The 23,674-nt window shown below is 54.2% G+C and carries 22 protein-coding genes and 1 CRISPR repeat array; of the genes, 5 read left to right on the forward strand and 17 right to left on the reverse strand.

The window, feature by feature from the left end; genetic code table 11:
• Window positions 1-6: 6 nt before the first annotated feature.
• Window positions 7-1,900: direct repeats of the CRISPR family, unit length 35 nt; unit sequence GTTTCAATCCGCGCCCGCTCTCGCGAGCGGGCGAT.
• Between the two features lie 200 nt (window positions 1,901-2,100).
• The 14 genes from cas2 to KF752_19145 all read right to left on the reverse strand — a co-directional run bounded on the left by cas2 (window position 2,101) and on the right by KF752_19145 (window position 15,582).
• The gene (cas2, locus tag KF752_19080; protein ID MBX3423666.1) at window positions 2,101-2,391 is read right to left on the reverse strand and encodes a CRISPR-associated endonuclease Cas2; all 291 of its coding nucleotides are present in this window, start codon (window positions 2,389-2,391) and stop codon (window positions 2,101-2,103) included.
• Window positions 2,392-2,400: 9 nt separating this feature from the next.
• Window positions 2,401-3,432 (reverse strand): type I-C CRISPR-associated endonuclease Cas1, encoded by a 1,032-nt coding sequence (gene cas1c, locus KF752_19085; protein MBX3423667.1) that lies wholly within the window; start codon window positions 3,430-3,432, stop codon window positions 2,401-2,403.
• Entirely contained in the window at window positions 3,429-4,109 is a 681-nt protein-coding gene (cas4, locus tag KF752_19090) for a CRISPR-associated protein Cas4 (GenBank protein MBX3423668.1), read from the reverse strand. The genes cas1c and cas4 overlap by 4 nt, the downstream gene beginning before the upstream one ends.
• Before the next feature lie 139 nt (window positions 4,110-4,248).
• Window positions 4,249-5,217, reverse strand: coding sequence for a type I-C CRISPR-associated protein Cas7/Csd2 (cas7c, locus tag KF752_19095; protein ID MBX3423669.1), 969 nt, complete (start codon window positions 5,215-5,217; stop codon window positions 4,249-4,251).
• A 62-nt stretch (window positions 5,218-5,279) separates the two neighbouring features.
• Complete coding sequence (gene cas8c / locus KF752_19100) at window positions 5,280-7,091, reverse strand: type I-C CRISPR-associated protein Cas8c/Csd1 (protein MBX3423670.1); 1,812 nt, start codon at window positions 7,089-7,091, stop codon at window positions 5,280-5,282.
• Window positions 7,091-7,858 carry a type I-C CRISPR-associated protein Cas5 gene (cas5c, locus tag KF752_19105; GenBank protein MBX3423671.1) on the reverse strand — a complete coding sequence of 256 codons (768 nt, stop codon included), beginning with the start codon at window positions 7,856-7,858 and terminating at the stop codon, window positions 7,091-7,093. Before cas5c ends, cas8c begins: the two co-directional genes overlap by 1 nt.
• Before the next feature lie 35 nt (window positions 7,859-7,893).
• Window positions 7,894-10,413, reverse strand: a complete 2,520-nt coding sequence (locus KF752_19110) for a CRISPR-associated endonuclease Cas3'' (GenBank protein MBX3423672.1) — start codon at window positions 10,411-10,413, stop codon at window positions 7,894-7,896.
• A 318-nt stretch (window positions 10,414-10,731) separates the two neighbouring features.
• On the reverse strand, window positions 10,732-11,277 hold the full coding sequence (locus KF752_19115; GenBank protein MBX3423673.1) for an IS630 family transposase: 546 nt from the start codon (window positions 11,275-11,277) through the stop codon (window positions 10,732-10,734).
• A 68-nt stretch (window positions 11,278-11,345) separates the two neighbouring features.
• A complete protein-coding gene (locus KF752_19120) occupies window positions 11,346-11,651 on the reverse strand; it encodes a hypothetical protein (protein MBX3423674.1) in 306 nt (101 codons plus the stop codon).
• Between the two features lie 278 nt (window positions 11,652-11,929).
• Window positions 11,930-12,382 (reverse strand): IS200/IS605 family transposase, encoded by a 453-nt coding sequence (gene tnpA / locus KF752_19125; protein MBX3423675.1) that lies wholly within the window; start codon window positions 12,380-12,382, stop codon window positions 11,930-11,932.
• A 188-nt stretch (window positions 12,383-12,570) separates the two neighbouring features.
• Window positions 12,571-13,215, reverse strand: coding sequence for a type I CRISPR-associated protein Cas7 (locus tag KF752_19130; protein ID MBX3423676.1), 645 nt, complete (start codon window positions 13,213-13,215; stop codon window positions 12,571-12,573).
• Between the two features lie 513 nt (window positions 13,216-13,728).
• A complete protein-coding gene (locus tag KF752_19135; GenBank protein ID MBX3423677.1) occupies window positions 13,729-13,935 on the reverse strand; it encodes a hypothetical protein in 207 nt (68 codons plus the stop codon).
• Window positions 13,936-13,978: 43 nt separating this feature from the next.
• Window positions 13,979-14,197, reverse strand: a complete 219-nt coding sequence (locus KF752_19140; protein MBX3423678.1) for a hypothetical protein — start codon at window positions 14,195-14,197, stop codon at window positions 13,979-13,981.
• Between the two features lie 62 nt (window positions 14,198-14,259).
• Entirely contained in the window at window positions 14,260-15,582 is a 1,323-nt protein-coding gene (locus KF752_19145; GenBank protein MBX3423679.1) for a serine/threonine-protein phosphatase, read from the reverse strand.
• A 340-nt stretch (window positions 15,583-15,922) separates the two neighbouring features.
• Here KF752_19145 and KF752_19150 point away from each other — a divergent pair, with 340 nt between their 5' ends.
• On the forward strand, window positions 15,923-16,621 hold the full coding sequence (locus KF752_19150; protein ID MBX3423680.1) for a PEGA domain-containing protein: 699 nt from the start codon (window positions 15,923-15,925) through the stop codon (window positions 16,619-16,621).
• Window positions 16,622-16,742: 121 nt separating this feature from the next.
• Here KF752_19150 and KF752_19155 read toward each other — a convergent pair whose 3' ends face one another.
• Window positions 16,743-17,714, reverse strand: coding sequence for a lysophospholipid acyltransferase family protein (locus tag KF752_19155; GenBank protein ID MBX3423681.1), 972 nt, complete (start codon window positions 17,712-17,714; stop codon window positions 16,743-16,745).
• Between the two features lie 30 nt (window positions 17,715-17,744).
• Window positions 17,745-18,755 carry a glycosyltransferase family 25 protein gene (locus KF752_19160; GenBank protein MBX3423682.1) on the reverse strand — a complete coding sequence of 337 codons (1,011 nt, stop codon included), beginning with the start codon at window positions 18,753-18,755 and terminating at the stop codon, window positions 17,745-17,747.
• An 838-nt stretch (window positions 18,756-19,593) separates the two neighbouring features.
• Here KF752_19160 and KF752_19165 point away from each other — a divergent pair.
• The 3 genes from KF752_19165 to KF752_19175 all read left to right on the forward strand — a co-directional run bounded on the left by KF752_19165 (window position 19,594) and on the right by KF752_19175 (window position 21,748).
• Complete coding sequence (locus KF752_19165; protein ID MBX3423683.1) at window positions 19,594-20,205, forward strand: PEP-CTERM sorting domain-containing protein; 612 nt, start codon at window positions 19,594-19,596, stop codon at window positions 20,203-20,205.
• A 260-nt stretch (window positions 20,206-20,465) separates the two neighbouring features.
• A complete protein-coding gene (locus KF752_19170) occupies window positions 20,466-21,422 on the forward strand; it encodes an N-acetylglucosamine-6-phosphate deacetylase (GenBank protein MBX3423684.1) in 957 nt (318 codons plus the stop codon).
• A gap of 173 nt (window positions 21,423-21,595) precedes the next feature.
• Window positions 21,596-21,748: a hypothetical protein gene (locus KF752_19175; GenBank protein MBX3423685.1), complete on the forward strand. Its 153-nt coding sequence runs from the start codon at window positions 21,596-21,598 to the stop codon at window positions 21,746-21,748.
• 150 nt (window positions 21,749-21,898) lie between these two features.
• Here the strand turns inward: KF752_19175 and KF752_19180 are convergent, their stop codons facing one another.
• Window positions 21,899-22,336: a hypothetical protein gene (locus KF752_19180; protein MBX3423686.1), complete on the reverse strand. Its 438-nt coding sequence runs from the start codon at window positions 22,334-22,336 to the stop codon at window positions 21,899-21,901.
• A 130-nt stretch (window positions 22,337-22,466) separates the two neighbouring features.
• On the opposite strand from KF752_19180, the gene KF752_19185 reads away from it, so the two are divergent.
• Window positions 22,467-23,588 carry a peptidase gene (locus KF752_19185; protein MBX3423687.1) on the forward strand — a complete coding sequence of 374 codons (1,122 nt, stop codon included), beginning with the start codon at window positions 22,467-22,469 and terminating at the stop codon, window positions 23,586-23,588.
• The last annotated feature ends 86 nt before the right edge of the window (window positions 23,589-23,674 follow it).

Here is a 23,674-nt window from a genome sequence, read left to right on the forward strand (position 1 = left end):
GCGGTCGTTTCAATCCGCGCCCGCTCTCGCGAGCGGGCGATGCCTTCTCACAATTGAGGAGGCCAGCGAGCGGTCGTTTCAATCCGCGCCCGCTCTCGCGAGCGGGCGATTTGCGACAAGCGTCGCGGTAGCTGCCACCTTCAGGTTTCAATCCGCGCCCGCTCTCGCGAGCGGGCGATTTTTGAGGTTTAAGGATAGATCAATGAAAATCAAGTTTCAATCCGCGCCCGCTCTCGCGAGCGGGCGATAAGCTGCAATCGGTCGGTGTGCTGAGTATACGCGTTTCAATCCGCGCCCGCTCTCGCGAGCGGGCGATTAGTGATAAGGCAATCCGCGCCTACGTCCGTAAGTTTCAATCCGCGCCCGCTCTCGCGAGCGGGCGATCTCGTGCACGGACAAAGGGACGCGAGCCTACCAGTTTCAATCCGCGCCCGCTCTCGCGAGCGGGCGATATCTGGACACTCTCTCCCCTCTGGTGATCGAAGAGGTTTCAATCCGCGCCCGCTCTCGCGAGCGGGCGATCTTGGTGGTGGCTCAGGCGTTGAGCCGATCAAGGTTTCAATCCGCGCCCGCTCTCGCGAGCGGGCGATAAAATTGCGACTATGGAAAGCGTAGGCTTAGAGGGGTTTCAATCCGCGCCCGCTCTCGCGAGCGGGCGATCTGGCGTGGCCTTGTTTTACGCCGGATAAAAGAGTGTTTCAATCCGCGCCCGCTCTCGCGAGCGGGCGATACACCGCAGACAGAACAACGTGCGTAAACTCAATCCGTTTCAATCCGCGCCCGCTCTCGCGAGCGGGCGATCAATCGTCCCACCGGCTCGTGTCACACTTGATGGTTTCAATCCGCGCCCGCTCTCGCGAGCGGGCGATGCAAGGATTGACGGAACAAATTACTTGGCTAAAGTTTCAATCCGCGCCCGCTCTCGCGAGCGGGCGATGGGAATGATAAAAATGTTAGATTCTAAATGGCTGTTTCAATCCGCGCCCGCTCTCGCGAGCGGGCGATCGAGCAGAGCAGCGTAGCGTTTGGCCTGCGCGTTGTTTCAATCCGCGCCCGCTCTCGCGAGCGGGCGATCTGTCGTGCGACCACTCCCACACGCCATGCTCATGTTTCAATCCGCGCCCGCTCTCGCGAGCGGGCGATACTAGCAAATTCCGTACCATTTTAGCAGAATCCTGTTTCAATCCGCGCCCGCTCTCGCGAGCGGGCGATGGACAAAGGGACGCGAGCCTGGCAAACTCTATAAGTTTCAATCCGCGCCCGCTCTCGCGAGCGGGCGATTAGGGGGGCTGCCTGTCTCAGTCTATCGCAGGGAAGTTTCAATCCGCGCCCGCTCTCGCGAGCGGGCGATGAATATTTTGATGAACTGGCCGATACTATACGGGTTTCAATCCGCGCCCGCTCTCGCGAGCGGGCGATGAGCCTGGCAAACTCTATAAAACACTGCACGGCATGTTTCAATCCGCGCCCGCTCTCGCGAGCGGGCGATCAACGCTTCATCCCTCGCCCGGCGTATCTCATCGTTTCAATCCGCGCCCGCTCTCGCGAGCGGGCGATTTAACCATGGCTCCGTGTGCATACAATTTTTACTGTTTCAATCCGCGCCCGCTCTCGCGAGCGGGCGATCTTCTGCTCCAGCAAATGTTCACAGTCAAATCGGTTTCAATCCGCGCCCGCTCTCGCGAGCGGGCGATGCAGAATCTTTTCGATCGGCATTCGTGATCGAGGGGTTTCAATCCGCGCCCGCTCTCGCGAGCGGGCGATGAAGCATGTGGAGCACTTGGGGAGAATCTACAAGTTTCAATCCGCGCCCGCTCTCGCGAGCGGGCGATACCCACGTGGAGTGAAAATTGATCGCGTACAGGGTTTCAATCCGCGCCCGCTCTCGCGAGCGGGCGATCCCCTAATTGTAACCGTCTATTGAGAAAGGGTTTAGCAACCAGCTTTCGCGAACTCGTAGTTCTTGAACAATGTGCATTGACGGCTGGGCACGAGTTAGGGCTGAAATCGGCGAAAATGCCCTGGTGAACGGCAAAGTCGCGAACCTCACCGAGAAATGGCGAGCGCTTGGGGTTCGCGTGGGACTTCCTTAGTCTACCACTAGATAATTAGAGGGTCGTCCAGATTGAGCGAGGGTTTGATACCGTGGTGCTCGACTTTGTACTGCCAATTGCTGCCAAGAAAATAGAATCTCACGCTATCCTGATCTGGCAACATGGCTGTGAGAAGCTGATGCTTCAGGCTGACAAAATTTTCGTTGTTGAGCCAACATTCGAAGACGCTGTTTTGAACTCGCTGTCCATGATTCAGGCAAATTTTAGCGACTTGCCGCAAGCGCCGCTGACCGGCTTTGTCGGTCGTTGATACATCGTAGGTCACAATCACGAGCATCATCAGTCATCATTTCCATGTAAATGGGGGGTAGGCGTCACTGTCGCCTCGGAGGTGGCGGGCCAACAACCGCGCTTGTATATGCGGGACTAAACCAAGTGTCATTTTTTCACCCAGAAAGGGATGTGTAATCTCTTCCTGTTTGCGCTTCTGATAGGCGGCCACAATCTCTTTACGAGTCGACTCGTCCATGCGCACACCACCTCCTGGATCGACCTCAAATCCCTTGGCTCGGACCTGCTGACGGTTGATGAGCGACAACACTAAGCGATCAACGATCACCGGACGGAACTCCTCCATCAAGTCGAGCGCCAATCCGGGGCGTCCCGGACGATCGCGATGCAGAAAGCCGACCGCAGCATCCAGTCCACACGCTTCGCAGGCGCTGCGCAAGTCGTTGGTTAGCATCGAATAACAGAACGAAAGCATTGCATTGACCGGATCCAGCGGAGGGCGACGGTTGCGGCCAGAAAATACAAAATCGTTTTTCTGGATGACAATCAGATCATTCAGTACAGAAAAATACTCACTGGTTGCGTCACCCTCGACCCCGCGAAGTTGATCCAGCGTCAGAATTTCAGCTAACGTCTTTAGGCGCCTGTCGATTCGCTGGACGACCTGCTCGATGCGGGTGCTTGCCTGCGAGCTGGCATGATCGCGAATAGCGCGGCGCAGAACGGTGCGGTAGTTGGCTAGTTTGCCGATGATGCAGGCGCGGGCAATCGCTGCCGAGGCACACAGATCGTCGGCGCGCCGATACTGCTCGCGCCGCAGCAAGACATTGCCGGGCGTGAAGCCGTTGACCGCTGCCAAGAACCGTCCATACTCGGTCATGAACGTAACGGCGATCCCTTTTTGCGCGCAAGCTCCCAACAATAGCGGACTACAAGCCACACGGCCCAGGCAACAGATGGCTCCGATATTGATTAGCGGCAGTCGCAAGCGATCGACACGGTCAATTGAAACGACAACCGCGTCGCCTTGCTTGCGTAGGTAGGCTCCCTGTGTTGTGACATACAATGTGTTGAGGTGAGTCTTCATAAGCCGTCCGAATCAATTGATTCGTCAGGTGCAGTCAGCAGACTTTCTAGATATCGCCGCGCGGTAGCGCGTGGGCGAACTGCCTTCGGTAAACATTGCGGCATGAGCGAGCAACATTCGCATTTTCGCTTTTGATAGCTGATCGCAGGAGTTAGACGACTTTGGAATAGCGAATGCAAGTCTTGTATGGCTTCAGATGTTGTTTGTCGAAGATCGCTGGTTAACCCAAGTTCTACGCGGCGTTTCGTTTTTACATAGAAGATAAATGCGTAGTTCACTGCTCGGCCGAGCATGTCTTCTAGGCAAAGGACTTGCGCGCAGGTCTGAACGCGAAAGGGTAGGTCGCGCTTGCCCTTTGGACTGCCGCGTTTGTATTCGATAACGGAGACAGTTTCGATTTGGTTGTTTGGTGAGAGTGTAAATTCGATGATGTCAGCCTTGCCGGTCAGACCCCAACGATGAGAACGGAGCTCCATTCCTCGCACGACTCGTAGATTACCACGAGTTTCAGATTGATGTTTATCGTGGGCTCGTTGATGCGCGACGGTTCCCTCCGCAGTGAAAATGTTTTCACTCCACACGCCTTCCAGAAAGACTAGTGCTGCCCGTCGTGGGCAATACAGAAAATGCTGGAGCGCCGAGATTGGCAGGCATTCTTCTTCGGAAAACAAATGCATCTCTCTCCGTACGATGGATAAATCCTCAGCGAACTTCAATTTTCGTGCGCGGAGGTCTTGATTTTCAGAATATACTTGTTGTTCTAAGTAATCGAAAACCTCTGCCATCTGTCTAGCAGTCGATCAGCATGGACTTTGCCTACAGTTTGTCGAAGTCACGCGGGAGTTCGAGGAGTTCGATCCCAGCAGGAATCCGGCCGCGATCAACAGTGACCGTATAGTCGGCGAAGCTACGCGGGATGGACACATTCTTTTCGACTTTGACGATTTCTTCGAACAGCACTTGAGCCGGAGCGCAACCGAGCATGGCTTGGCGCTGGCGTTGCTTTGGGTCACTGTCAGTGCCGATATGTTTGAAGACGAACAAAGGTTGGCGAACAGTCATCGTTCCTTTACTTGCAGAGCGGTCATGTTCGTACATGTTGAGGACGGCTTCGAACAGCATCCGCAAATCTGTTGCTGTGAAACCCGTTTGCTGCGCGAGGTGCGCACTGATAAACCCTTTGCCGAGAAAGAGCCCATACGGAATCAGCGACTTGCGCCCCATTGTGCGAAGCGTGTCTTCGCTAGTTGCTGCTTCGGCAGATTCAAAATCCGCGCTGCTCTTAGCTCCTTTGACGTCAAGAGCGACGGCCATGCGGGTAATGGATAAGTCCAGCGGAAGAATTGGATCAAGTGAGCGGGCAAACGCAATTTGTACCGCGCCGCGAACTTGACCGGCGTTGGCGCCCGTGGACATGACTCCGCCGAATGTCCGCACATCGAAGAAGTTCTTACACATCCAATCACGGGCTGCATGGACCTCTTTTTTGTTAGCACCATCTTTGCCCTTTGGCAGCGAGCCGTTCGCTTCTTCGTGAGCCTTGGCAATTTTAGTGTTCAAGTTACATGCATGCTCGATGAAAATTGCGTTCGGCATTTTATTGCCTGCTGCGATTTGCACGTAGTTGCGAATGCGACGCTTGATGGCCACATCGGAAACGAGCCCATGCATGTCCTGCGGGTCGATTCGCGGCGCGTTGCCTGCGTCGGGATCGCCATTCGGGTTGCCATTTTCACAGTCAAACAGGAAAAGGAATTCGTAGCGGTTAGTTAAAGACGTGTTCATGATCGTCTCCAGAAAAAGGTGATATGCGAAAGCGAATTGCCTATATAATGTGTCGAGTCAAACTATTCCGATGATTCGGACTCTGGCAAATTTCCGGACCTTTTGCCTCGGACAGCTTTCTGTTGGTAGTATCCCATTGCGAACAGAGTTTGCTTTTCCAGGCTCAATGTGGTTGGCGGTGTCGACTTCATACGATTCCAGACATCGGTAAGCTGGCTTTCGAAATAATGGCGCAAGCCACCTTCCAGTTTCGGCAGATGGGCTATCTGTGCAGTGCGAACGAGTCGCCCGAGCACCAAAGCAGGAGTTGCACTTGCCGCAGCGTAGTAGCGCTGTACAACTCCAGCACCAACGTTTCCAAGGGCCGCTTCCTGTACGGCGGCCAGCAGTGCCATGATTCGGCCAGACAGATACGCAGGGTCGTCAACAGTTTCGTCAAGTTCAGCAGTCATCGCAGGTACTCCAGGTTTTCGAATACAAAAGGCACGAAGAAGACCAATCCGAGCAGCGCGCGGCGATTGGTCTTGAACGATATCGATACGGACTCGGTGAAGGCATTGAGCAATCATCGAGTCTGGAATAGAGCGGCTTTTGTTGAGCGCACACCGCCACAGGGTGGCTACTGCTGGGCTTGGCACGTCTTTCAAATCGCGAACGGTTGCCGCCAAGAGAGCAGCAAATTTGTGACGATTCAATATGTTCTTACCATCCCGCGAGACAATCGCCAAATCACTAAACCAAGCGTCAATGCTTTCGACGAGCTGTTCAAAACTCCCTTGCATCCAATCGCGAATGATAACGCGCCCGGAATTGCCGGAGAGGGTGAGTGCAAAGAACTGACAACCCTTGAGATCATCGCGCTGGCCGGAACGGATGGCTTCGAGCAGTTTTCGCGCCGTCGATTCGGCTTGCAGGATTTGCCGTTCGGATGGCTCGGACTTGGTCGATCTCTTGGCGGAATTGCCGTCGTCTTCATCCAGCCCCGCGCCGGCGAAAATGTCGCGAACAACATCTTCCTCGGCGGCAATGTCGCGGCTGTACCAATAGACGATTCTTGTTTCAGCCATGCGAATGGAGCGACGTTTAATGAGGTGGTTCAAGGCGTCGGTGAATGACTTGACCATCTCCTCGCTTATCGCGGCATTTTGGCCTTGTTCAAATTCGAAGTGGCCAAAGGCTTCCTTGTCGAACGATGAAATCACATCGCCAGTCGCCTGGCCACCAACATCAGACAGACCTGTAACCTTGTTTTGCGTTGCCGCCGGTTCAACCAATTCACCGCTCAGGTAGCAACGCATTGCGATTGTTTTTTTCCTGGCAGAATTTGAAGCTTTGCTTTGACTAATCGCACCTCTAAACCCGCGCCACCAATTATGCCATTCGTCGGAGTCGATGAAGATGTGAGGCTTGTGCCCGCAGCTTACGGCAATAGTTGCAGAGTCGGTCGGTTTCGCCTTCAAATCATTCAAGTTGGCTTGAATTGCGGTGAGAATTTCCTCGTTGTTGAGAGTCGCACTTATCGGTGCAAGTTCGGGAATTGCGCTTGACGCCTTGTCCAGCAAGCCAACGAAGCTCGCATGTGCCGCACAGTCTTTTTCGGTCGCCTCTTCTTTGGTGAGCAAAACCACTTTGTCGAGGCTATCGGCCAGAAAGTGACGCGAGCCGGAGGAAATCATCTCAGGCTGAGTCAGATCAGGGCAGCGGTTGAACTCACGGCCTTTTGATCTCTTGTCGCCGTCCGTCAAGTCGATGGGCGGAGCAATCCAATTGCCGTCGGGCGTAAATTGCAGCAGCCATTTGACCGGCTTCGATTTGAAGCCAGGCTCGCTAGCGAGATTTTCGCGGCGTGCGTATTCGAGAAGCTCATGCAGCATTAGTCGTTCCTTTCAACTGTAAGAGTTGACTTAAGAACCTTGTCACTTCCAACGGGAGGCACTTCAAGAACGCCACGTTCGATACGTGCTTTGAAGATGGAGACAGCAGGTTTGATTTGCTTCCAGTTGTCTGAGTCGCGTTTGAAGCGGGCTTCGTAGTTGTTCGAGCGGATGTCGAACACGTCGTAAAGCATGAAGCCAATATCTTGTGAGTAGTCACAGGACTTGGGTTCGGCGTCGGCATTTTCAACAAGCCGGAAGAAAGCGATGAATTCGCGGCAGCCGAGGTAGGGTTGCTGAAAGCATTTTCCTTGAGTGGCGCGACGTGTGAACTGGCTGTTGTAAGCGTGCAGTTCGCTTTCGTTGCCAGGACGTGGCACGATATGAGCGTGCAGTCGGTATCGGGGCGTCTTGAGTGCCATGGTTTGGCGTTGCGTGCGCCCTTTCTGGTCAGTGCCGGTTATGCTCTTGTCGGCATCGGCTAGCAATGGTTCCACAGCGGCAGTGCCTTTAATCCACTTCTTCACTGCCGACTCACTGATTTTGTCTTTGACTTCGTTGCGGCGAAGTGCGATATAGTTGGGAGAAGACAGTAGATCGATGCGAGTGATTTGCCAATAGAATTGGGGCTTGAAGTAGATGGCCTCGAAAACTCCACGCGCCGCGCTGGGTGTGGGGCAAGGGTATGAGTAGCGTTCGACTGCCAACTCAGGGCGTGAGAAGCAGGCAAAATCGCCCCAGACTTCGAGGATATGACTTGAGTTCATGCTTTAGCTCCCTTTGGAAAAGTAAAAGTAGTGTATCACACAATCCACTGCGTTTCGGCGAACTTGAGTCCTACAAAGTCGTCGTAGCTCTCTTTTTCATTCGCAGGTCGCCACCAGTCGTGTGAATCAGTCGAGATGCCACCGTCAGATTCATCGCTCGAATCGGTTCCGAGTGGCAGCGGTATTAGATGATTCCAGATTTCAGAATTGGCGCTGGCAGGGCGATACACCGCAACCGACTGAGGACGGGCTTTGCGAATCCATGCTCGAACTTGTTTCGGCGTCATGTCGTCCGTGTTGGCCTCGGCAACGAGCATTTGGTAAGTCACAGCATCGTATGGAACGAGCACGCTGATCACGTTTTGCTCGATGAGCCGATAGTGCTTCGCGACATCAGGGAAATTGCCAGCTCGAATGGCTTCGTGTAATTCGCGCTCGTCCGCGTGTTCGGCCGTGTCGCGACCATGTTGAGCATATAAGAGTTCGTAGTACTTTCGAAGCAACTCGGGCGAATTGATGATTTCGGGAAGCGTCTCGCCGGGCGCAAGTTGAAAAAGTAGCATGTTTAGAAAACTCTCGGTCGCCGCAACTGCCGCACTGTAGCCCGGCGGATAGAGATTTCGTTCGCGACCGTCATTTTTTAAGTCTAGAGGTTTGAAGACAGTGACGATCCCCGTTTCACGCAAGCCGCTGCGGTTACAGCGACCGGCGGCTTGGGCGATAGCTTCCAGCGGAGCGAGTGCGCGATAGACGCAAGGAAAGTCGATGTCGACACCAGCTTCAATGCATTGGGTTGCTACGAGCCGAACGGGTCGCTTGGCTTCGAGTCGTTGCTTTACATGGTCGAGTACCTTCAGGCGGTGTTCGCTGCACATATTTGTGGACAGATGCAAAGTGTCGCCGACTTTAGAACGAAGTGACTCGGCAAGCTCGATTGCGTGCCGCTTCAGGTTGACGATTGCAAGTGTTTGGCCGTGTCTGGCAAGCTCGTCAGCCAACTTTGCGAACTCAATTCTTTTATCGTGACGCCAGTCGATACTCACTCGACTTGCGGCTGTTGCGTATAGTTCGTTCGCGTTGGTAACGAGTTCCTGAGGTTTCCAAGAAAGGTTTTTGCCGGAATACCGCTTTTCGTCGACCAGCGTTGCGAGTCGAGGTGACAAGCTTTCGAACGCAGGTTGAGTTGCTGTGGCAAATACTACTGAAGTGCGGAACGGCGATTCGCTTCCTGCCATTCGATTGAGTGTTCCGAGCGTTGCAACGACCAACTTTGGTGGCAGCGTTTGGACTTCGTCAAACAAGATGACGCTTCCCGCGAGACGGTGAAGCTTGCGGCATCGCGATGGTTTGTGGGCAAACAGCGATTCAAGCAACTGAACACTGGTTGTCAATACAATCGGTGCGTCCCAATTCTCCGACAGCAGCTGCCTTCGTCGCCGAATTGGATGTATGTCGTCCTGCGTAAAATCGGAACACTCGTCCGCAAAAAGTTTTTCGGTAGCGCCATCAGCCAGCGAGTGGCATTCCAGGACGAAATCATCGCCGAACTGGTCGCGACTGAAGATTTGCCGATAAACTCGCGCGGTTTGATCGACGATGTTGAGAAATGGCATCACCAATACAATTCGACGCAGCCCGTGCATTCTCGCATGCTCAAGAGCGAAACCGAGCATGGCTAATGTCTTGCCCGCACCCGTTGGTGCCGAAAGCGTAAACAGGCCAGTCGAAAGCGAAGCGCCTTGAGAACGGCAACTTTGCAGCAAGTTCTGCCGGAGCGAAATAAACTTTGACGCCTCGAAATTCTGCTTTTGAAATTCGCTTGCTAGGTTCAACTGCGCGACGTATCGATCAAATGCATCAAACGCAGCGTTCACGTCTAGAATCTGTCCAACGGGTCTTGGTCTTCGCGGGAAGCTTTTGTCACCTGAAAAGTGGGCCTCTGTCTCTAAGAAATCCGAATCGACCAATGTCGAAAACAACATCCGAGTATCAAGCATATCGCCAACGTAATCGTGCCTGTTCACAAAACCCGAATTAAACTTCGGCAATTCAAAGCCATCAGCTCGAAACGCATCCAACACCGCCTTGCCATCCACCGTCGTAAAGCGATCTGGATTCTCCGACATCTGCTGACTAACTCGTTTGATAAAGTCTCCATGCGACTCGCAAAGGCCAAGCCCCACATGATGCCCCTCGATGCACAATGCAGGAAGTTCCCCAAACCTCTTCCCTAACTTGGCCGCTAACATCGCACCGATCGCCCAGTGATCCCGCCCTTTTTCCCTTGGATCAAACAACCTGCGCTGAAATTGCGGTGAATATTTTCCCAAGTCATGCAGGATGGCAGTTGCTCTGGCTTGGTCGACACAACCAAATAAAGCCCCAAATTGTGCTGCTTTCGCAGCTACTTCGTTAGTGTGATCGCGCAATAACTCCGGCACCGCATCTTTCCGAACTCCGTTGTGACTGTGGCCGAACCAAATATTCGGGCGCATTGACTTCTGAGTTGCTGAGTGACTGCTGGATGCAGCAGCCGCTTGTTCATCCGTAGTCATGTCAGGCATCCCGTGTCAGTTAGGCTTTGTGCAGCGGTACCAGTCCGCTTTCAAATCCACTCTTGGTTCATGTGCTAGCGTAAACGCGACAATAAGAATTCAATGGTAACTAATCGCCAGTCGTGACACTTTTGGTCACAAACTACGTGAAACCAAGAATCAGTACAAATCATCCCAGCGGCGGCCTGAGGGTTGCTGAATCAGACCATGACCGCCTCGTCTAGCCACTCGTCAATTGTAACATGAGAGTTGCTTGTAGGGTCAATGCGCATCCCGCTCGCACAAGCCACACACGATTTCGCCATCGCGAGAGCGGTTCTAAGGTTGATGTGTCCCGAAATTCTTTAGTTTAGAGCCGGCGTGTAGCATATATCGCAGGCGTTCCCCAGCGGGAAATCGATCGATGAGCCGAACGACTGTTTTCCAAAGTTCAAGTACGGTTCGTGCCGCCTGCGAACGAAGCAAGCTTTTGAATTTGCTGAACAGATTCTCGATCGGATTGAGATCGGGTGAATATGGAGATACATAACGAACTTGAGCACCTACGACTTCAATAGCTTCCTGAACGCCCGCTATCTTGTGAGCCGATAGGTTGTCCATAACGATAATGTCCTTGGGGCGAAGCACTTTGATCAAGTGCTGTCGGACCCAATCCAGAAAAACGCTTCCGATGATGGGACCATCAACGACCACTGGGGCGACTGTGCCCTCAGAACGAAATCCCATCAGCACCGTTGTCGTATGCCAATGCCCGTGCGGAACAGCATCGATCAGGCGCCGCCCGTAGAGTGCTCTACAATAAAGGCGCGACATGTTTTTCTTGACCCAAGTTTCGTCGAGAAAAACAAATCGCCAGGTGTCCATTTGAACGGTCGATCGTCGCCATGCGATTCGTTTAACTGCAAAGTCAGGCCACTTCTGCTTAGCGGCGATCAGCGACTATTTTTGTGGCGGTAGCCAAGCAATTCAATGGCGACGTTGACGGTTTGAATGCATACCTTGACCGAAAGTTTGGCAGCGATTTCTTCAAGCGTGCGATCCGGCTTCTCATCGATAATACTCTTCAGCTCCTGTTCGTGACCTTTCAGTTTGCGGATCGGGCAGTGCCTTTGAGCAATCGGCCCCATTTCGCCGGTCTCTCGATATCTGTTCAGACACTTTTTGAACCAGCTAACCGAAACGCCAAAAGTCTCCGCCACCTCGGCAGTTTCCCTCCCGGATTCGTGTGCCGTGATCACTCAATTCTCAAATCCATTGAATATGCTCGCATTGGATCTCATCCTTAGATGAACGCATAATAAATATAGAACCCTCCTCAAGAGCTACATCAATTCTAGAACCGCTCTAAAGTCCATCCCTTCAAGCCGGGGATAAATTCAAAATCGATGGTGCCCCATTGGTCGGCGCGGTTTTGCCAGATTTGAACGCTGCCGCCTTGAAGTTCATCACGGCTGACCTGATCGCTCGTGAATGCCCGTGCGAACCGATTTCATTCAGCCCCGGTAGGGGCGGCTGTTCATTCCCACAAGTATCGCTCGTCGTAGTCGATTCCGTGCCGCCGCAGAAATTCGACAAACTCCTCCTGGAATGTCCGTTGTCGATGGTGTTCGGCCTGATGTGCGATGTAACTCTTGACCGAGTCGGTGCTCGAATAGCTCACAGTGAACGCAGCGTAACCCGCTTGCCATGCGAACGATTTCAACTCCGGGAAAGTCTGATGAATCCAACCTGAAGAATTTGATTTGATGTCCCGCACGGAATCCGCCACGGACTGTGTCTTGCCGATGTCCGCGAGCAGATGCACATGGTTTGGCATTCCACCAGCCACCAACAATTTGCCGCCGTCGTTTCGCAGAATCCCGCCGATGTACTGAAACATTCGTTGACACACTTCGTCGCCCAAGATTGGCTGGCGATGCTTGGTGCTCCAGATCAAGTGAAACCGGAGGCAGGTGTAGGACGATGGCATGATTGGATCGTTATATAGATCGTTTTGGATTAGAGGGAATATTTCCGTCCCGGAGGGACCGACGTAGGTAGCCAGAGGCGTCAGCCTCTGTTTGCTTCTTCAGGGGCTCACGCCCCTGGCTATCGACGATCGCCACACCGTGGCCAACTGACTGACTCCCGCCGCTCCGTGGCCAACCGCTCGTGTCCTCACACCTCCGAAGATGCACTTACGTTTTCCGCCATCAGGTCACGGATCAGCACCACCTTCGTCTTGAGGTCTGTCGACAACTCCGTTGGCACGTCGTAATCATCCCACGACTTGGATGCGGACTCCGGATCAGACTTCTTCTTTGGCGTCAGTGCAGCGATCAACGTAAAGTCTGAACACGAGCCGAGCACATTCTTGTGCTCGATGTACCAAGCATGTCGCACTTCAGCGATCGGCCGAGCGTGTGACCGAGTGTGAGGATGCGCGAACGGAATGACGGCCAACATCAAGTCGATGTCTGGCTTCGTGCATCCCGACTTTCGAGCCGCGCTCGGATTCACAAAGAAAGGCATGACGTACACGCCATGCGGCACGAAACGATATCCCATCGGAGCCATACCACGATCTTTGGCCACTTGAACACCGGACTTGCTGGTATTTGTGTGACGGCTGATATCGATGGGGGCCGACGGACACTCCCAATCCGAACTGCACCGCCCCCGTCTTAATGGTGTCCCCGACACCCTCTTCGAGAAATGTGTCCCCGAAAACTCGACCGTCCCAGTATTTGTCTTGGAACGTCCCAGCCAGAAGCTCTTTGTTAATGTCCGCCCTGACTCGGCCACGACTTTCGAGAATGGCAAAGTTCTCAGGATTTTGGCTCTTGGCAACCTGCTTCCAAACGTCGCCTTCTTTGTCTGCAATCAAATCGCGCAATTTGCGCTTAAACGACACTGGCGACATTTCACTTTTTCCGTCAGGGCGTTGGCGAGGACCATTCTCACGATCTGGGGCGCCATTGGGATTGGAGTTGATGACTTCGATAACAAGCAAACCTGTTGCTCGAACGATGGAACCGTTGGCGGGTGAAATTGCAGTCATGCGGCTCTCCAGCTAGTGGATATAGAAATTGGGTCAATCAACGCCTCTGTCCTGAAATCAGTTTTGAGTCCCGGAGGGACGAATTTTGGTGTTGGTTGTCGTAAGCTGAGTCAGCCCCGGAGGGGGCGAATGTCGCTGATCAAAATGATGACGCCCGCCCCTACCCGGGCTGCTTCGTGATTGGTTCCTGCTACCAGAGGCTCACGCCTCAGGCTATCAACGCTGGCCGCTCCGCAGCGATCAGGTCCGCTACCCTCTGGCCAAAAGCTCGCGCGTCAAGCACTCGCAGCCGTTGGTTCAGCGATCGTGTCGGAATCCGCCCGCGCGCCGGCTTCTTCAGCCTTCTCGGAGCGCGAGAGATAACCGAGCAGCAATTCCGCTTTGTCGGAATCGCTGCAGCTCGTTGGCAGAGGACCTTCGTTGATGGCGGCGGTCAGGCGGTCCGACACACGGCCAAATTCCCCAAGCAGCCATTTCGCCAACCGAACTTCATCGCCTCCTTGCACCGTCTGAGCCCAGGCGTGGTTATGGTTTGATCCTTTGCCAGATGAGGGCGATCGCTCGCTGGGGTGAATCCATCGCCGTCGTGACCAGGGCATTGCCGACCAGTTGCGGCAGTGCTTGGCCCTTTCGCGCCTCGAGGCAGTATTGAACGTGCAATTGATCGGTCAAGCTGAGCAGCCGACCGACAAGAAACGGTGGGCCTTTCATATGCTCTCCTTTCGTGCGGCCAAGCTTGGCCAAGAGCAAACCGAATATTCTGGACAATAGCACTCCAAGAAGACGGGCGATTATGCTTCAGCATCTTACGGGTGTGACTGGTCACCTTCGTGTTCGCCAATCTGTTCGATGCGTTGTCGGCGGACTTGGTGCATGAGATGGATGAGCAGGCGCGATTGAGTGCGAATGGCGTCAGCGTAGTTCTTGGAGTCTGCCAGTTCACATGCGTGAGCGAATTGTTGGTCTACCGGTGCCCAGTCGATGTCCCAGTCGTGTTCTTCGCTGGCTTCGCGAAGCGGCTTCATGGTTTCGGCCAGATTCTCGAACAATTCGCGTGTAGGTTTGGCTTGGAATTGGCGGTGCGGTCCAGCTCCGTAACGGTTGGGCGCAGGCTGTTGGCGGCGATTGCTCAGGTAATACTGAGTGATGCCGGTTACCAGCGCTATCAGGCCTAAGATCGAAGTGATCACGGCCAACGGATATTGTTGGATGGCGGCTAGGCCTAGCGCGGCCAATAAGCAGATTCCGGCTACCAGCCCCAGGGCCCTGGAAAAGGGCTTGTCGGATTCGCCGCGACTGAGAGCCAGGCTGTCACCGCCAACAGTGGCAATCTGTTGCGAGACAACCTCGACGACGATGGCTGTAATATTGTCCGGGCCACCGCGTAGATTGGAGAGGTCAATAAATAGCTGGGCCGCTTCATCCGGTGGCAGCAGCAACATCAGCGCGGCGATTTCGTCGTCGTCGATCTGGCCGCTCAGCCCGTCTGAACACAGCAAGAAGCGATCTCCAGGCCGAATGGGAAATGGGCCTTCCAGATCGACGTGTACGGTCGGATTGGGGCCAAGCGATCGCGTAATGACGTTCTTGGGAATGACTCCACTACGAATCGCCTCTTCGCTGACCCGTCCGGTGGCTTGCATTTCCCAAACCAGCGAGTGGTCAAACGTGAGTTGATACAGTCGATCGCCATTGAGCATATAGACACGGCTGTCGCCGACATGGCCAACCACAGCCCCTTCAGGCAGCAGAGTTAGCGCGCAACAGGTCGTGCCCATGCTGCGGAATTCAAAATTCAAATGTCCGCGCCGAAAAATCTCAGCGTTGGTCTCGGTGATGGCGCGATGCAGCGCCTCGACACTGGGCAGATCGCGATACTTGGAATAATTCAGCGGAATCAGGTCAACGGCTAATTTGCTGGCTAGCTCGCCAGCAGCATGAGCTCCCATGCCGTCAGCCACCAAGAATAGATGGCCTTGTCGCTGCCAGACGACGGCTGATTCGGCCAACAGAACTTTCATCGAGTCCTGGTTGATCGCGCGTCTCATGCCGATGTCGGTCAGTGCCGTCACCTGCACAGAGTCTTTCCATGGCGAGGGCTGTTCAGGATTGATGGCAAACTGAGACAAGGCTGCTTATTCCCAAGGAAGTCAGTCACTGGTTAGCGTGGAAATGCCTGCTTTTCGAATACGTTAGCCGATTGCCTAGCGGATTTCTCGCATTTGGATTAGCACGTAACCGCCGTTGGGTGCCGGTAACAGAAGCGGACAGCAACCGGCACCATTGTATTGTATAACGTTTGGCAGTTACGAGCGTTGGGGCAGTCGCATTTTGCCAGCAAAAAATGGTAGCTCCGAGGCGGCTGCGAATCGAGTATTTGGTCTGGTCTCGCTGCGCCCATGGATTCTATAAGTCACTGCGGGCCAGCGTAGCCACCCAAGAACCTTGATAAGTCACCCATCACAGGCGATGAGAAACAATATCCTACGACCGATTATTGGATTGGGACTGATCTGCCTGCTCACCGCGAGCATGCAGGGCTGTGTTCGTAAGCGGCTGACGGTACGCACGCAACCGGCGGGGGCAGCGGTGTACGTGGACAAGCAATACATTGGAACATCACCGACTGCGACGTCCCTGACCTATTATGGGACTCGCGAGATCGAAGTGGTTCGCGACGGGTATCGAACCGAAAAGGTCTTCAGGACACTTAATCCGCCGTGGTATCAGTTGCCTCCGCTGGATTTTGTTTCTGATTCACTGTGGCCACGCGAAGTTCGTGATGAACGTGTGGTGGACATCGCCATGGTACCGCAGCAGGTGATGAGTTCTGATGAGTTGCAAAGCCGAGCGCAGGGATTGCGGTTGCAGGCCGCCCAGGGTGTAACCGCCGCACTGCCACCGCCGGCTAGTACAGGTGCGATCGGTGGCTATGGAGTACCCGCAGGCGTTCCGCAGCCGGTCGATCCGACCTACCAACCCTGGCAACCTCCAATCGTCAGCTCTCCGACCGCTCCGTTACCTCAGACGGTTCCAGCACCGTCCGCGACTCAGGGTTGGCAGCCGGGGCAACTGTTGCGCGACTTTTTTCAACCTGGTGGCGAGCCACCAACTCGGATACCCGAAGCGGGCATCTTGCAGGGTGGCGGCTATCGACCAGAGATGTAATCGCAGCATCATTTCGTAGCTACGTTGGCCTTCGTAGCTATGTTGGCCAGAGCGGGGAGTGACGCGGTAACTATCATCGCCCGACGGCAGAAGTCTCCCAGCCCATTCGGATTTGGGGAGGCTAACCAACCTTCTGTTTGGCAGCCATCCTGTTGCGCACTGCTTCAGGAACGTCGCGCCAGCGGCGATGCAACCACCAATACTGTTCGGGAGCTAAGCGTATGGCCTGCTCGAGGCGGTCATTATACCATCGTGTCATGGCCTCGACCGATCGCAGGTACTCGGGGGAATCTTGACCGCTTTCTAACGCCGGATCGGCAATGCCCGTAAGTCCAACTTCCATTCTTAGCGGCCGGTCCAGTCGCCGCGCATAGGTGACTAGCATGGGGGCACGCGCCGAGAGCACAAACAGAGCCAGCGACTTGTGGCACGACGTGATGTGCCCAAAAAACTCGACCCAACAGCCTCGATTGCCCGCGAATTGATCGGCCAGGATGCTTAGCGTTCCTCGATTGTCTAGGAGCTGTTGGACCGATGTTGAGCTGCCTTCCATTGGCAATATGGTTTGGCCGGTCCCGGAGCGAAAATCCAGTACAAATTCGTTGACAAGTGGGTTATCCAGAGGGCGTGCAATAGTCGACGTGCGGATCCCCAGAAGTCCTGTGAGATATCCGGCAACTTCGAAATTTCCGAAATGCCCGGTGACCAAAATGGTGGGCCGCGAATCCATCAACAACCGCATCATCGCTTCTTTGTCAGGCATGTAGATATGCTCGCGCCAGTTGGAAGCGTGGATCTTCCGCGGGGCATGTGCGATCTCGCAGACCATCAGCAGTAGGTGATGCCACATCTTACGGCGCAGGAACGAGAGCTGTTGCTGGTCCAGCGATCCGTAGACCAACTGCAAGTTGCGATCGCAAACTTGGCGTCGAAGTGTTGTCCAGTCGCTTATCAGCACGGCCAACAGGCGGCTCAGTCGGTCACAGCTTTCAAGCGACAGGCACAAAATGCCGCAGACGGCGATGCGCAAGGCGATGTAGGCGAGCCAGTCGGTCAATAACCCGTGTCGACTATAGCGTTTGCCGTCGCCCATAGATTTCCAGTGGCGGTTGTCGAGTGAACGCTAGGCACTTTGACGTGATCGTGCCGAATCGACCGTGATTGCAGACGCAATACGATCTTGGCCCTGCAATTGTAAAGAAGATGCTGTCGGTAGGTAGCATTGAGTTTGTGGCGTAGCGTTACAAGGTCCGGTACCGATGGTCACTGGAGGGAAGTCAGTGAGCCATTTTTGGCGCGCGGCAAATTGGTTCCTGATCAAGCGGAGGTTCTTAACCGCCCAATAGTGTAACAGGTTATGGCTAAGTCGATCACGCAGTCGATGGCGAATGAAGCTCTGGCTACGGTCGACGCCAATTGGCGCAGGATCAACGGCTAGTCCCCGGCCGGTCCGAGCACACCAGTCCCTCAGGAACTGATCTACGGGCGCGTAAATCGATTGAGTACTATCCAGAAATGCTTGGGCACCGCGCCGATTCCACAGCACTGCAAAAGTTCCCAGCGGGAAGTAATGCGCTGCCATCAAGCGATATGAATTGCAAGACGCCACGCACGCACTGCTGTCGAGTTGGTTGGTGGAGTTGCCGGTGCCCAGCGGGATTCTAAATTCGGCCAGCTGTCGGGAGAATTTATGCGACGGATTCCCCAAGTTAAGGACGTCCCATTGGTTCTGGTAGTGTTCTTCCAGCCAAGATAGCAGCCGCCCAAGCAGCAACCGAAAATCGGCCGGAATCCGTACATCATCTTCCAGAACCAAAGCCAATTGAGCATTTGAACTGAGAAACTGCTGAGCACAGCGCCGATGGCTGAGGAAGCATCCCATCTCGCTTCCAGACAATGGACGTCCGTATCGCCGTAGAGCCAGCTGGTTGTGATATTCTGGAAAACTCGTCGCGAGAACACCTCGTCCATCCACCGCCTGAACCCTCTGGAACGGCAGGTCAGCCCTTTCAAGCTCTTCGGTCACCTGCGCAAGCCGCCGATGGCAGTCGGCCAAATTGACTATCCAGACTCCCAGTGCATCCAGGGATTGGCTAACGGACGAGTTTTGGTCAGACAAAAGCGATGGCGTCATATCGACAACAGGTCTATTTTCTGGATTAAGCAGTCCTGCTCCCCACGGGGCGCTTCTCGAAAATGTCCGGTGCGCCTATCCAGGCAACTGTACTATTGTCCGGCAACCTATCCAATCGGCTGGGTGTAAGCAAGATCAACCTGGAAACAAAGGGTAGAAGGGAAACCCACCTGCGCGACAGTCCGCCTATTCGGGTGGCTACGTTCGTAGGGGCGACGGATGCAAACTGCACGGATATATGTATATAAGGGTAACTTTGGTTAATAAACCAGCCCCGCGATGTTGTTGACCCCGTTCCCTCAACGTTCAGGGGCATCGAAACCTCCCGGAAGTCTGGTCTTACGCCCACCTAAAATTACATTTGGCAGTCCTTAATGAACTACGCTGATCGTCGAGGTTGAATCCAATAGCCGTAGCCAATTCGGTTCGTCCAGGCCAAAATGGGACAATCCGATCTACTGTCCGTCCCATAGTGATGACTCACATTGATTCTGACCGGTATCCCGACGGCTTTGGGGCGATTACCGCCCAAATTTCGACATAGCGGGATGTACGCTACCGTTTGCGTTGGATTCGCTGACTAAGAAAGTTGGGGGATTTGCGTAGCGATCTTGGGGAAATCTCTTGACACCAGTCCCCAACTACCTAAACTCTGAACCTTGCAGACTCTGACGATTCTGAGGTTCTGGGTATAGCTAGCGAATGTCGGGCGAATACGGGCCAAAAGCTTGACATGGGGCACTGGCACATTACACTGGGACTTCTAGTGGGTTGAATGATTCTGCGGGTACCGCAAACGCTAACCATTTTTACGACGTGTTTTTACAGGAGATCTCTAATGTTGCGTAGATTGTCGAGTCTATGTGCTTTCATGCTGGCGATTGGGCTAGCGGCTGGCACGGCTGACGCTGCTTTGTTGCTGTATGTTTCAGCACCACCTCAAAACCCTGTGCTCAATCCAGGTGATGAAATCACTCTGACCATTCGCATTCGTCCAACCAGTTTGAACCCAGATCCGGACGATCCGGATAACAATCCACCCTTGCAGTCGTTCAATGGGGGCGACTTCATGATTGGTGCTGGCGGTGGCGGTACTTTTGAATTGGCGACGGTTCCTGCCAACAATCCAATCGGCGGTTGGACTGCTGTGCCAGCTCAAGGTGGCGTCGAGCGTTTCTACACGGGCGGACCAGCCAACACAGTAAACTTCTTCAATACGAATCCTGCCACAGGTCGTAACATGGCGTTTATCGTCTTGAAGGCTGGCAATGTTGGTGGTCAGTTCACCACTACTTTCACTCAAGTGAACATGCTGGACGCGGCGTTCAATGTGATCCCAACTTCAATCGAAGGTTTCACATACACTGTTAATGCGATTCCTGAGCCATCCTCAGCGTTGCTGTGCGGTTTGGGCGTCGGTGGTCTGGCTCTACGACGTCGTCGCAGCTAGTTAGCCAATCGCTAAATTGCAGTAATTCAAACGTAAACTAGCCGCTGAATCGAATGATTCAGCGGCTAGCTTCGTTTTTCGGGTTAGCGTTTCCAAGTCTTGATCGGACTTCAGGAAGGCGAGCAGCCTACAGGTAGCTGCCTTCGCCAGAGGGCCTGCCGAATTGGGGTTCCGCCGTCTAGTGACGGTGGCTACGGGTGTATTCTACGGGGGATTCTTACGGGCTGTTTGCCCACGCGATCGACAGGATTGGGTAACAGATGCCAAATATCGCCGGTTCGCAGGACGCTGATACGAATTTGCTGGGCAGCGGGTACGTCGACTTACAGTTAAACGGTTACGTTGGCGTCGACTTTAATGATCCAAAGACGACGAGCCATCAATTGCAGCAGGCCGCCCAAGCGTTGCACAATGACGGTGTTTCGGCTGTACTGCCGACGATCATAACTGCCGACTTGGATTCCATGTGCCGCTGCATTGCCAATGTGGTCGGTGCTATGGCCACCGATCCGCTGTGTGGCGCACTGTTTCGCGGGGTGCATATCGAAGGTCCGTTTTTATCGCCCGAACCGGGATATATCGGTGCGCACCCGGCCGAACATGCCTTGGCCGCTTGTGCAAATTCGCTCGACAAGCTGTTCGATGCAGCTCAGGGAATGGCTCGCCTGTTAACGTTGGCACCAGAAGTCGATTGTGATGGAGTGCTCACTCGAGCCTGCGTACAGCGCGGCTGTCTGGTCGCCGCTGGGCACACTAACGCCAGTCTGCAGGACTTGCAGCGAGCGGTGGATGCTGGATTGAGCCTGTTTACGCATTTGGGAAACGGCTGCCCACGCATGCTGGATCGACATGACAATATTATCTATCGTGCTCTCCGATTTCGCGATCGCTTGACTTACACGCTGATCGCCGACAGCTTTCACATCCCTGAAGTATTGTTCCGCAATCTGCTGGACTGGATTGATTCTTCCAGACTTTGTGTGGTGTCGGATGCTATCAGCGCCACCGGTTTGGGGCCTGGCGAGTATCAATTGGGATTACACCGCGTACGCATTGGCCCCGATAAAGCTGCTTGGGATGCCGAGGGCCAGCACTTCGTTGGTGCCGCTAGCAGTATGCGCGATGCCGACCGATGGCTAGCCGCGGGACTGGGACTTGGTCGAGAACTACGTCTGCAATTGCTGTCGCAGAACCCAGCCAGGCTGTTGGGACTGTAAGACGAGCGGCGGTAACGCACTGGCCGTCGTGCTCGCGGTAAAAGAATTGAGCTAAGTTGCTCCCGATTTGGATACGGGGCAGCGCCGCCGAGAGTCAGATCGTGGCTTCAGTCTATTGGTATTGGGTGCTAAGCACCTGAACACAAATAGTGTGGCACAACTGCGGAATAAACATGGATTTACAGGATTGGCAGGATGATCGTCCAGCCGACTTGTGGGTTAGAGAAATCACTGGGAACATCAGCGGTTGTCCGTACGAAGTCATCAGTGAGTTGGGAACCGGCAAGCCGGAACTCGAATACAAACAATTCACACAACACAAATGAGTCTTTCAGGACATACAATCATCCTGTACATCCGGTCCTGCAATGTTCATGCATTTTGTTGGGAAACTTGGGTCTGAGTGCTTAGCTCGAACGCCTGTGGTGGGCCGTCGCTGGCCTGACCAATTGCACTGGAAACTCTATTGCAGATTATCAGTACTTGGCTTCGTGGGTTTTGGGCGAGGTTGTTGACTGGGTCTGCGACTGGCCAGTGGATACAGGGGGCAGTAGCTCTGTTGATTGAGAGGGCAGCGACTCTTTAGATGGTCGAGGGTGATAGACAGCCCCCAAGATTCGCTTCAGATTTTCCATCTGATAGGCGGCCAGAATGCCCACGAACCCGAATAGCAGTAGAGTGGTAGACAGCCGGTTGACCGCAAATGCGGTCTGCCACTGGGGCGTACCGTAGGTCAGATTGCTGGTCAGAACAGAAGTTAGCAACACCAGGGCGCCACAGACGAGTACAGCCCGCGTGCTAAGTTTTAGCAATTGCGGGTGGGCACGCCGATGGGTAGCCGCCTGCGGCGTGCCGGAGCTGCCTGCTGCCGCAGAGTCATCGTCATCTTCGCGATCCAGTGGATGGACTTCCATAAATCACCTGAGGTTACCACGAAAGATTCGAGTAATGGCCGTGGCATACTTTTCCCGGCCAGTTGGGCAGCTTACAGTAAGTGCCAGCGTTGTTGACTCACCAGATTGAATTTCATAGGCAGTAACCATTATGACAAGGTCCCGTTCGCGAAATCGCTTGACCGAACAATCCCCTGTTTCCGTAAGCCGTCGCCAGTTCCTGGCGGCAACATCGACGGCGGTGCTGGCTGTACACGTTGGAGGCGGCACGGCCAGAGCACATGCCGGGGCTGCCTCCGAAGTCATTATTGGCCAAGGGGAATTTCAGTACCGGGTCTATCATCAGTGGCCGCAATTGCCAAGTCAATATACCTGGCAGACGACGCACAACGTAGCTGTGGATTCGTCCGAAAATCTGTATGTAATCCACGAAGGCAAGCAAGAGCTGGCCGATCACCCGTCGATCTTCGTGTTCGATGCCAGCGGTAAATTCGTACGAGCGTTTGGCAGCCAGTTCCAAGGCGGTGGGCATGGACTGGAGGTTCGTCGCGAGGGCAACGAAGAGTTCCTGTACGTCACCGCCTATCAGCAGGTGAAGAGTTTTGCCAAGCTGACATTGAAGGGCGAAGTCGTTTGGGAACAGTATGCGCCCATGCAAAGCGGCAAATACGCCGAGGGCGAAGCCGAGCATCGCCAGCGGGTATGGGGCCGCAATCGCTTCATGCCTACGAATTTTGCATTTCTGCCCGACGGCGGCTTTCTGCTGGCCGATGGTTATGGCAGCTTCTTCATCCACCGCTACGATGCCAACGGCCAATGGCTAAGTAGCTTTGGCGGTGAGGGAAAAGGAGAGGGTACATTTAATACACCGCATGGCTTGTGGATCGACAGTCGAGGCAACCAGCCGGTTGTGGTGGTGACTGATCGGGCACACCACACCCTGCAGCGGTTCACCATCGAGGGCAAGTACCTGGATACCATTGAAGGTTTTGGGTTGCCAGCCAATATTGATGTACAGGGGCAGTGGATGTTGGTTCCAGAATTAATAGCGCGTGTCAGTATCTTGGATAAAAATAATCGTGTCGTCGCCCAATTGGGAGATGATTCGCAACGACTGTCAGCCGATAGCAAGCACGCGATCCGCAACGACGAAAGCCGCTGGCTCGATGGCAAATTTGTACATCCCCATGACGCCTGTTTTGCCGCCGACGGCAGCATCTTTGTCGCTGAATGGGTAGGACGGGGGCGCGTAAGTAAGCTGCAAAAGCTTTGATGGCTCCCAAAGGACCTTACGATTCCGGGGGGTGGCGGTATAATTCACATTATGTCTCAAAGTCAGTTTTAGCGAGTAATCCCGTT

This window comes from Pirellulaceae bacterium, from assembly GCA_019636385.1.
GTDB lineage: Bacteria > Planctomycetota > Planctomycetia > Pirellulales > Pirellulaceae > Aureliella.

Excerpts from the sequence above, each read along its gene's own strand:
- KF752_19110 (MBX3423672.1), bottom strand. The coding sequence starts at position 10,413 with ATGACTACGGATGAACAAGCGGCTGCTGCATCCAGCAGTCACTCAGCA.
- KF752_19170 (MBX3423684.1), top strand. The coding sequence starts at position 20,466 with ATGCCAAATATCGCCGGTTCGCAGGACGCTGATACGAATTTGCTGGGC.
- KF752_19185 (MBX3423687.1), top strand. The coding sequence starts at position 22,467 with ATGACAAGGTCCCGTTCGCGAAATCGCTTGACCGAACAATCCCCTGTT.
- cas4 (MBX3423668.1), bottom strand. The coding sequence starts at position 4,109 with ATGCATTTGTTTTCCGAAGAAGAATGCCTGCCAATCTCGGCGCTCCAG.
- KF752_19150 (MBX3423680.1), top strand. The coding sequence starts at position 15,923 with ATGAGAAACAATATCCTACGACCGATTATTGGATTGGGACTGATCTGC.
- KF752_19155 (MBX3423681.1), bottom strand. The coding sequence starts at position 17,714 with ATGGGCGACGGCAAACGCTATAGTCGACACGGGTTATTGACCGACTGG.
- cas7c (MBX3423669.1), bottom strand. The coding sequence starts at position 5,217 with ATGAACACGTCTTTAACTAACCGCTACGAATTCCTTTTCCTGTTTGAC.
- cas8c (MBX3423670.1), bottom strand. The coding sequence starts at position 7,091 with ATGCTGCATGAGCTTCTCGAATACGCACGCCGCGAAAATCTCGCTAGC.
- KF752_19115 (MBX3423673.1), bottom strand. The coding sequence starts at position 11,277 with ATGGACACCTGGCGATTTGTTTTTCTCGACGAAACTTGGGTCAAGAAA.
- cas1c (MBX3423667.1), bottom strand. The coding sequence starts at position 3,432 with ATGAAGACTCACCTCAACACATTGTATGTCACAACACAGGGAGCCTAC.
- cas5c (MBX3423671.1), bottom strand. The coding sequence starts at position 7,858 with ATGAACTCAAGTCATATCCTCGAAGTCTGGGGCGATTTTGCCTGCTTC.
- KF752_19165 (MBX3423683.1), top strand. The coding sequence starts at position 19,594 with ATGTTGCGTAGATTGTCGAGTCTATGTGCTTTCATGCTGGCGATTGGG.
- KF752_19160 (MBX3423682.1), bottom strand. The coding sequence starts at position 18,755 with ATGACGCCATCGCTTTTGTCTGACCAAAACTCGTCCGTTAGCCAATCC.
- KF752_19180 (MBX3423686.1), bottom strand. The coding sequence starts at position 22,336 with ATGGAAGTCCATCCACTGGATCGCGAAGATGACGATGACTCTGCGGCA.
- cas2 (MBX3423666.1), bottom strand. The coding sequence starts at position 2,391 with ATGCTCGTGATTGTGACCTACGATGTATCAACGACCGACAAAGCCGGT.
- tnpA (MBX3423675.1), bottom strand. The coding sequence starts at position 12,382 with ATGCCATCGTCCTACACCTGCCTCCGGTTTCACTTGATCTGGAGCACC.
- KF752_19175 (MBX3423685.1), top strand. The coding sequence starts at position 21,596 with ATGGATTTACAGGATTGGCAGGATGATCGTCCAGCCGACTTGTGGGTT.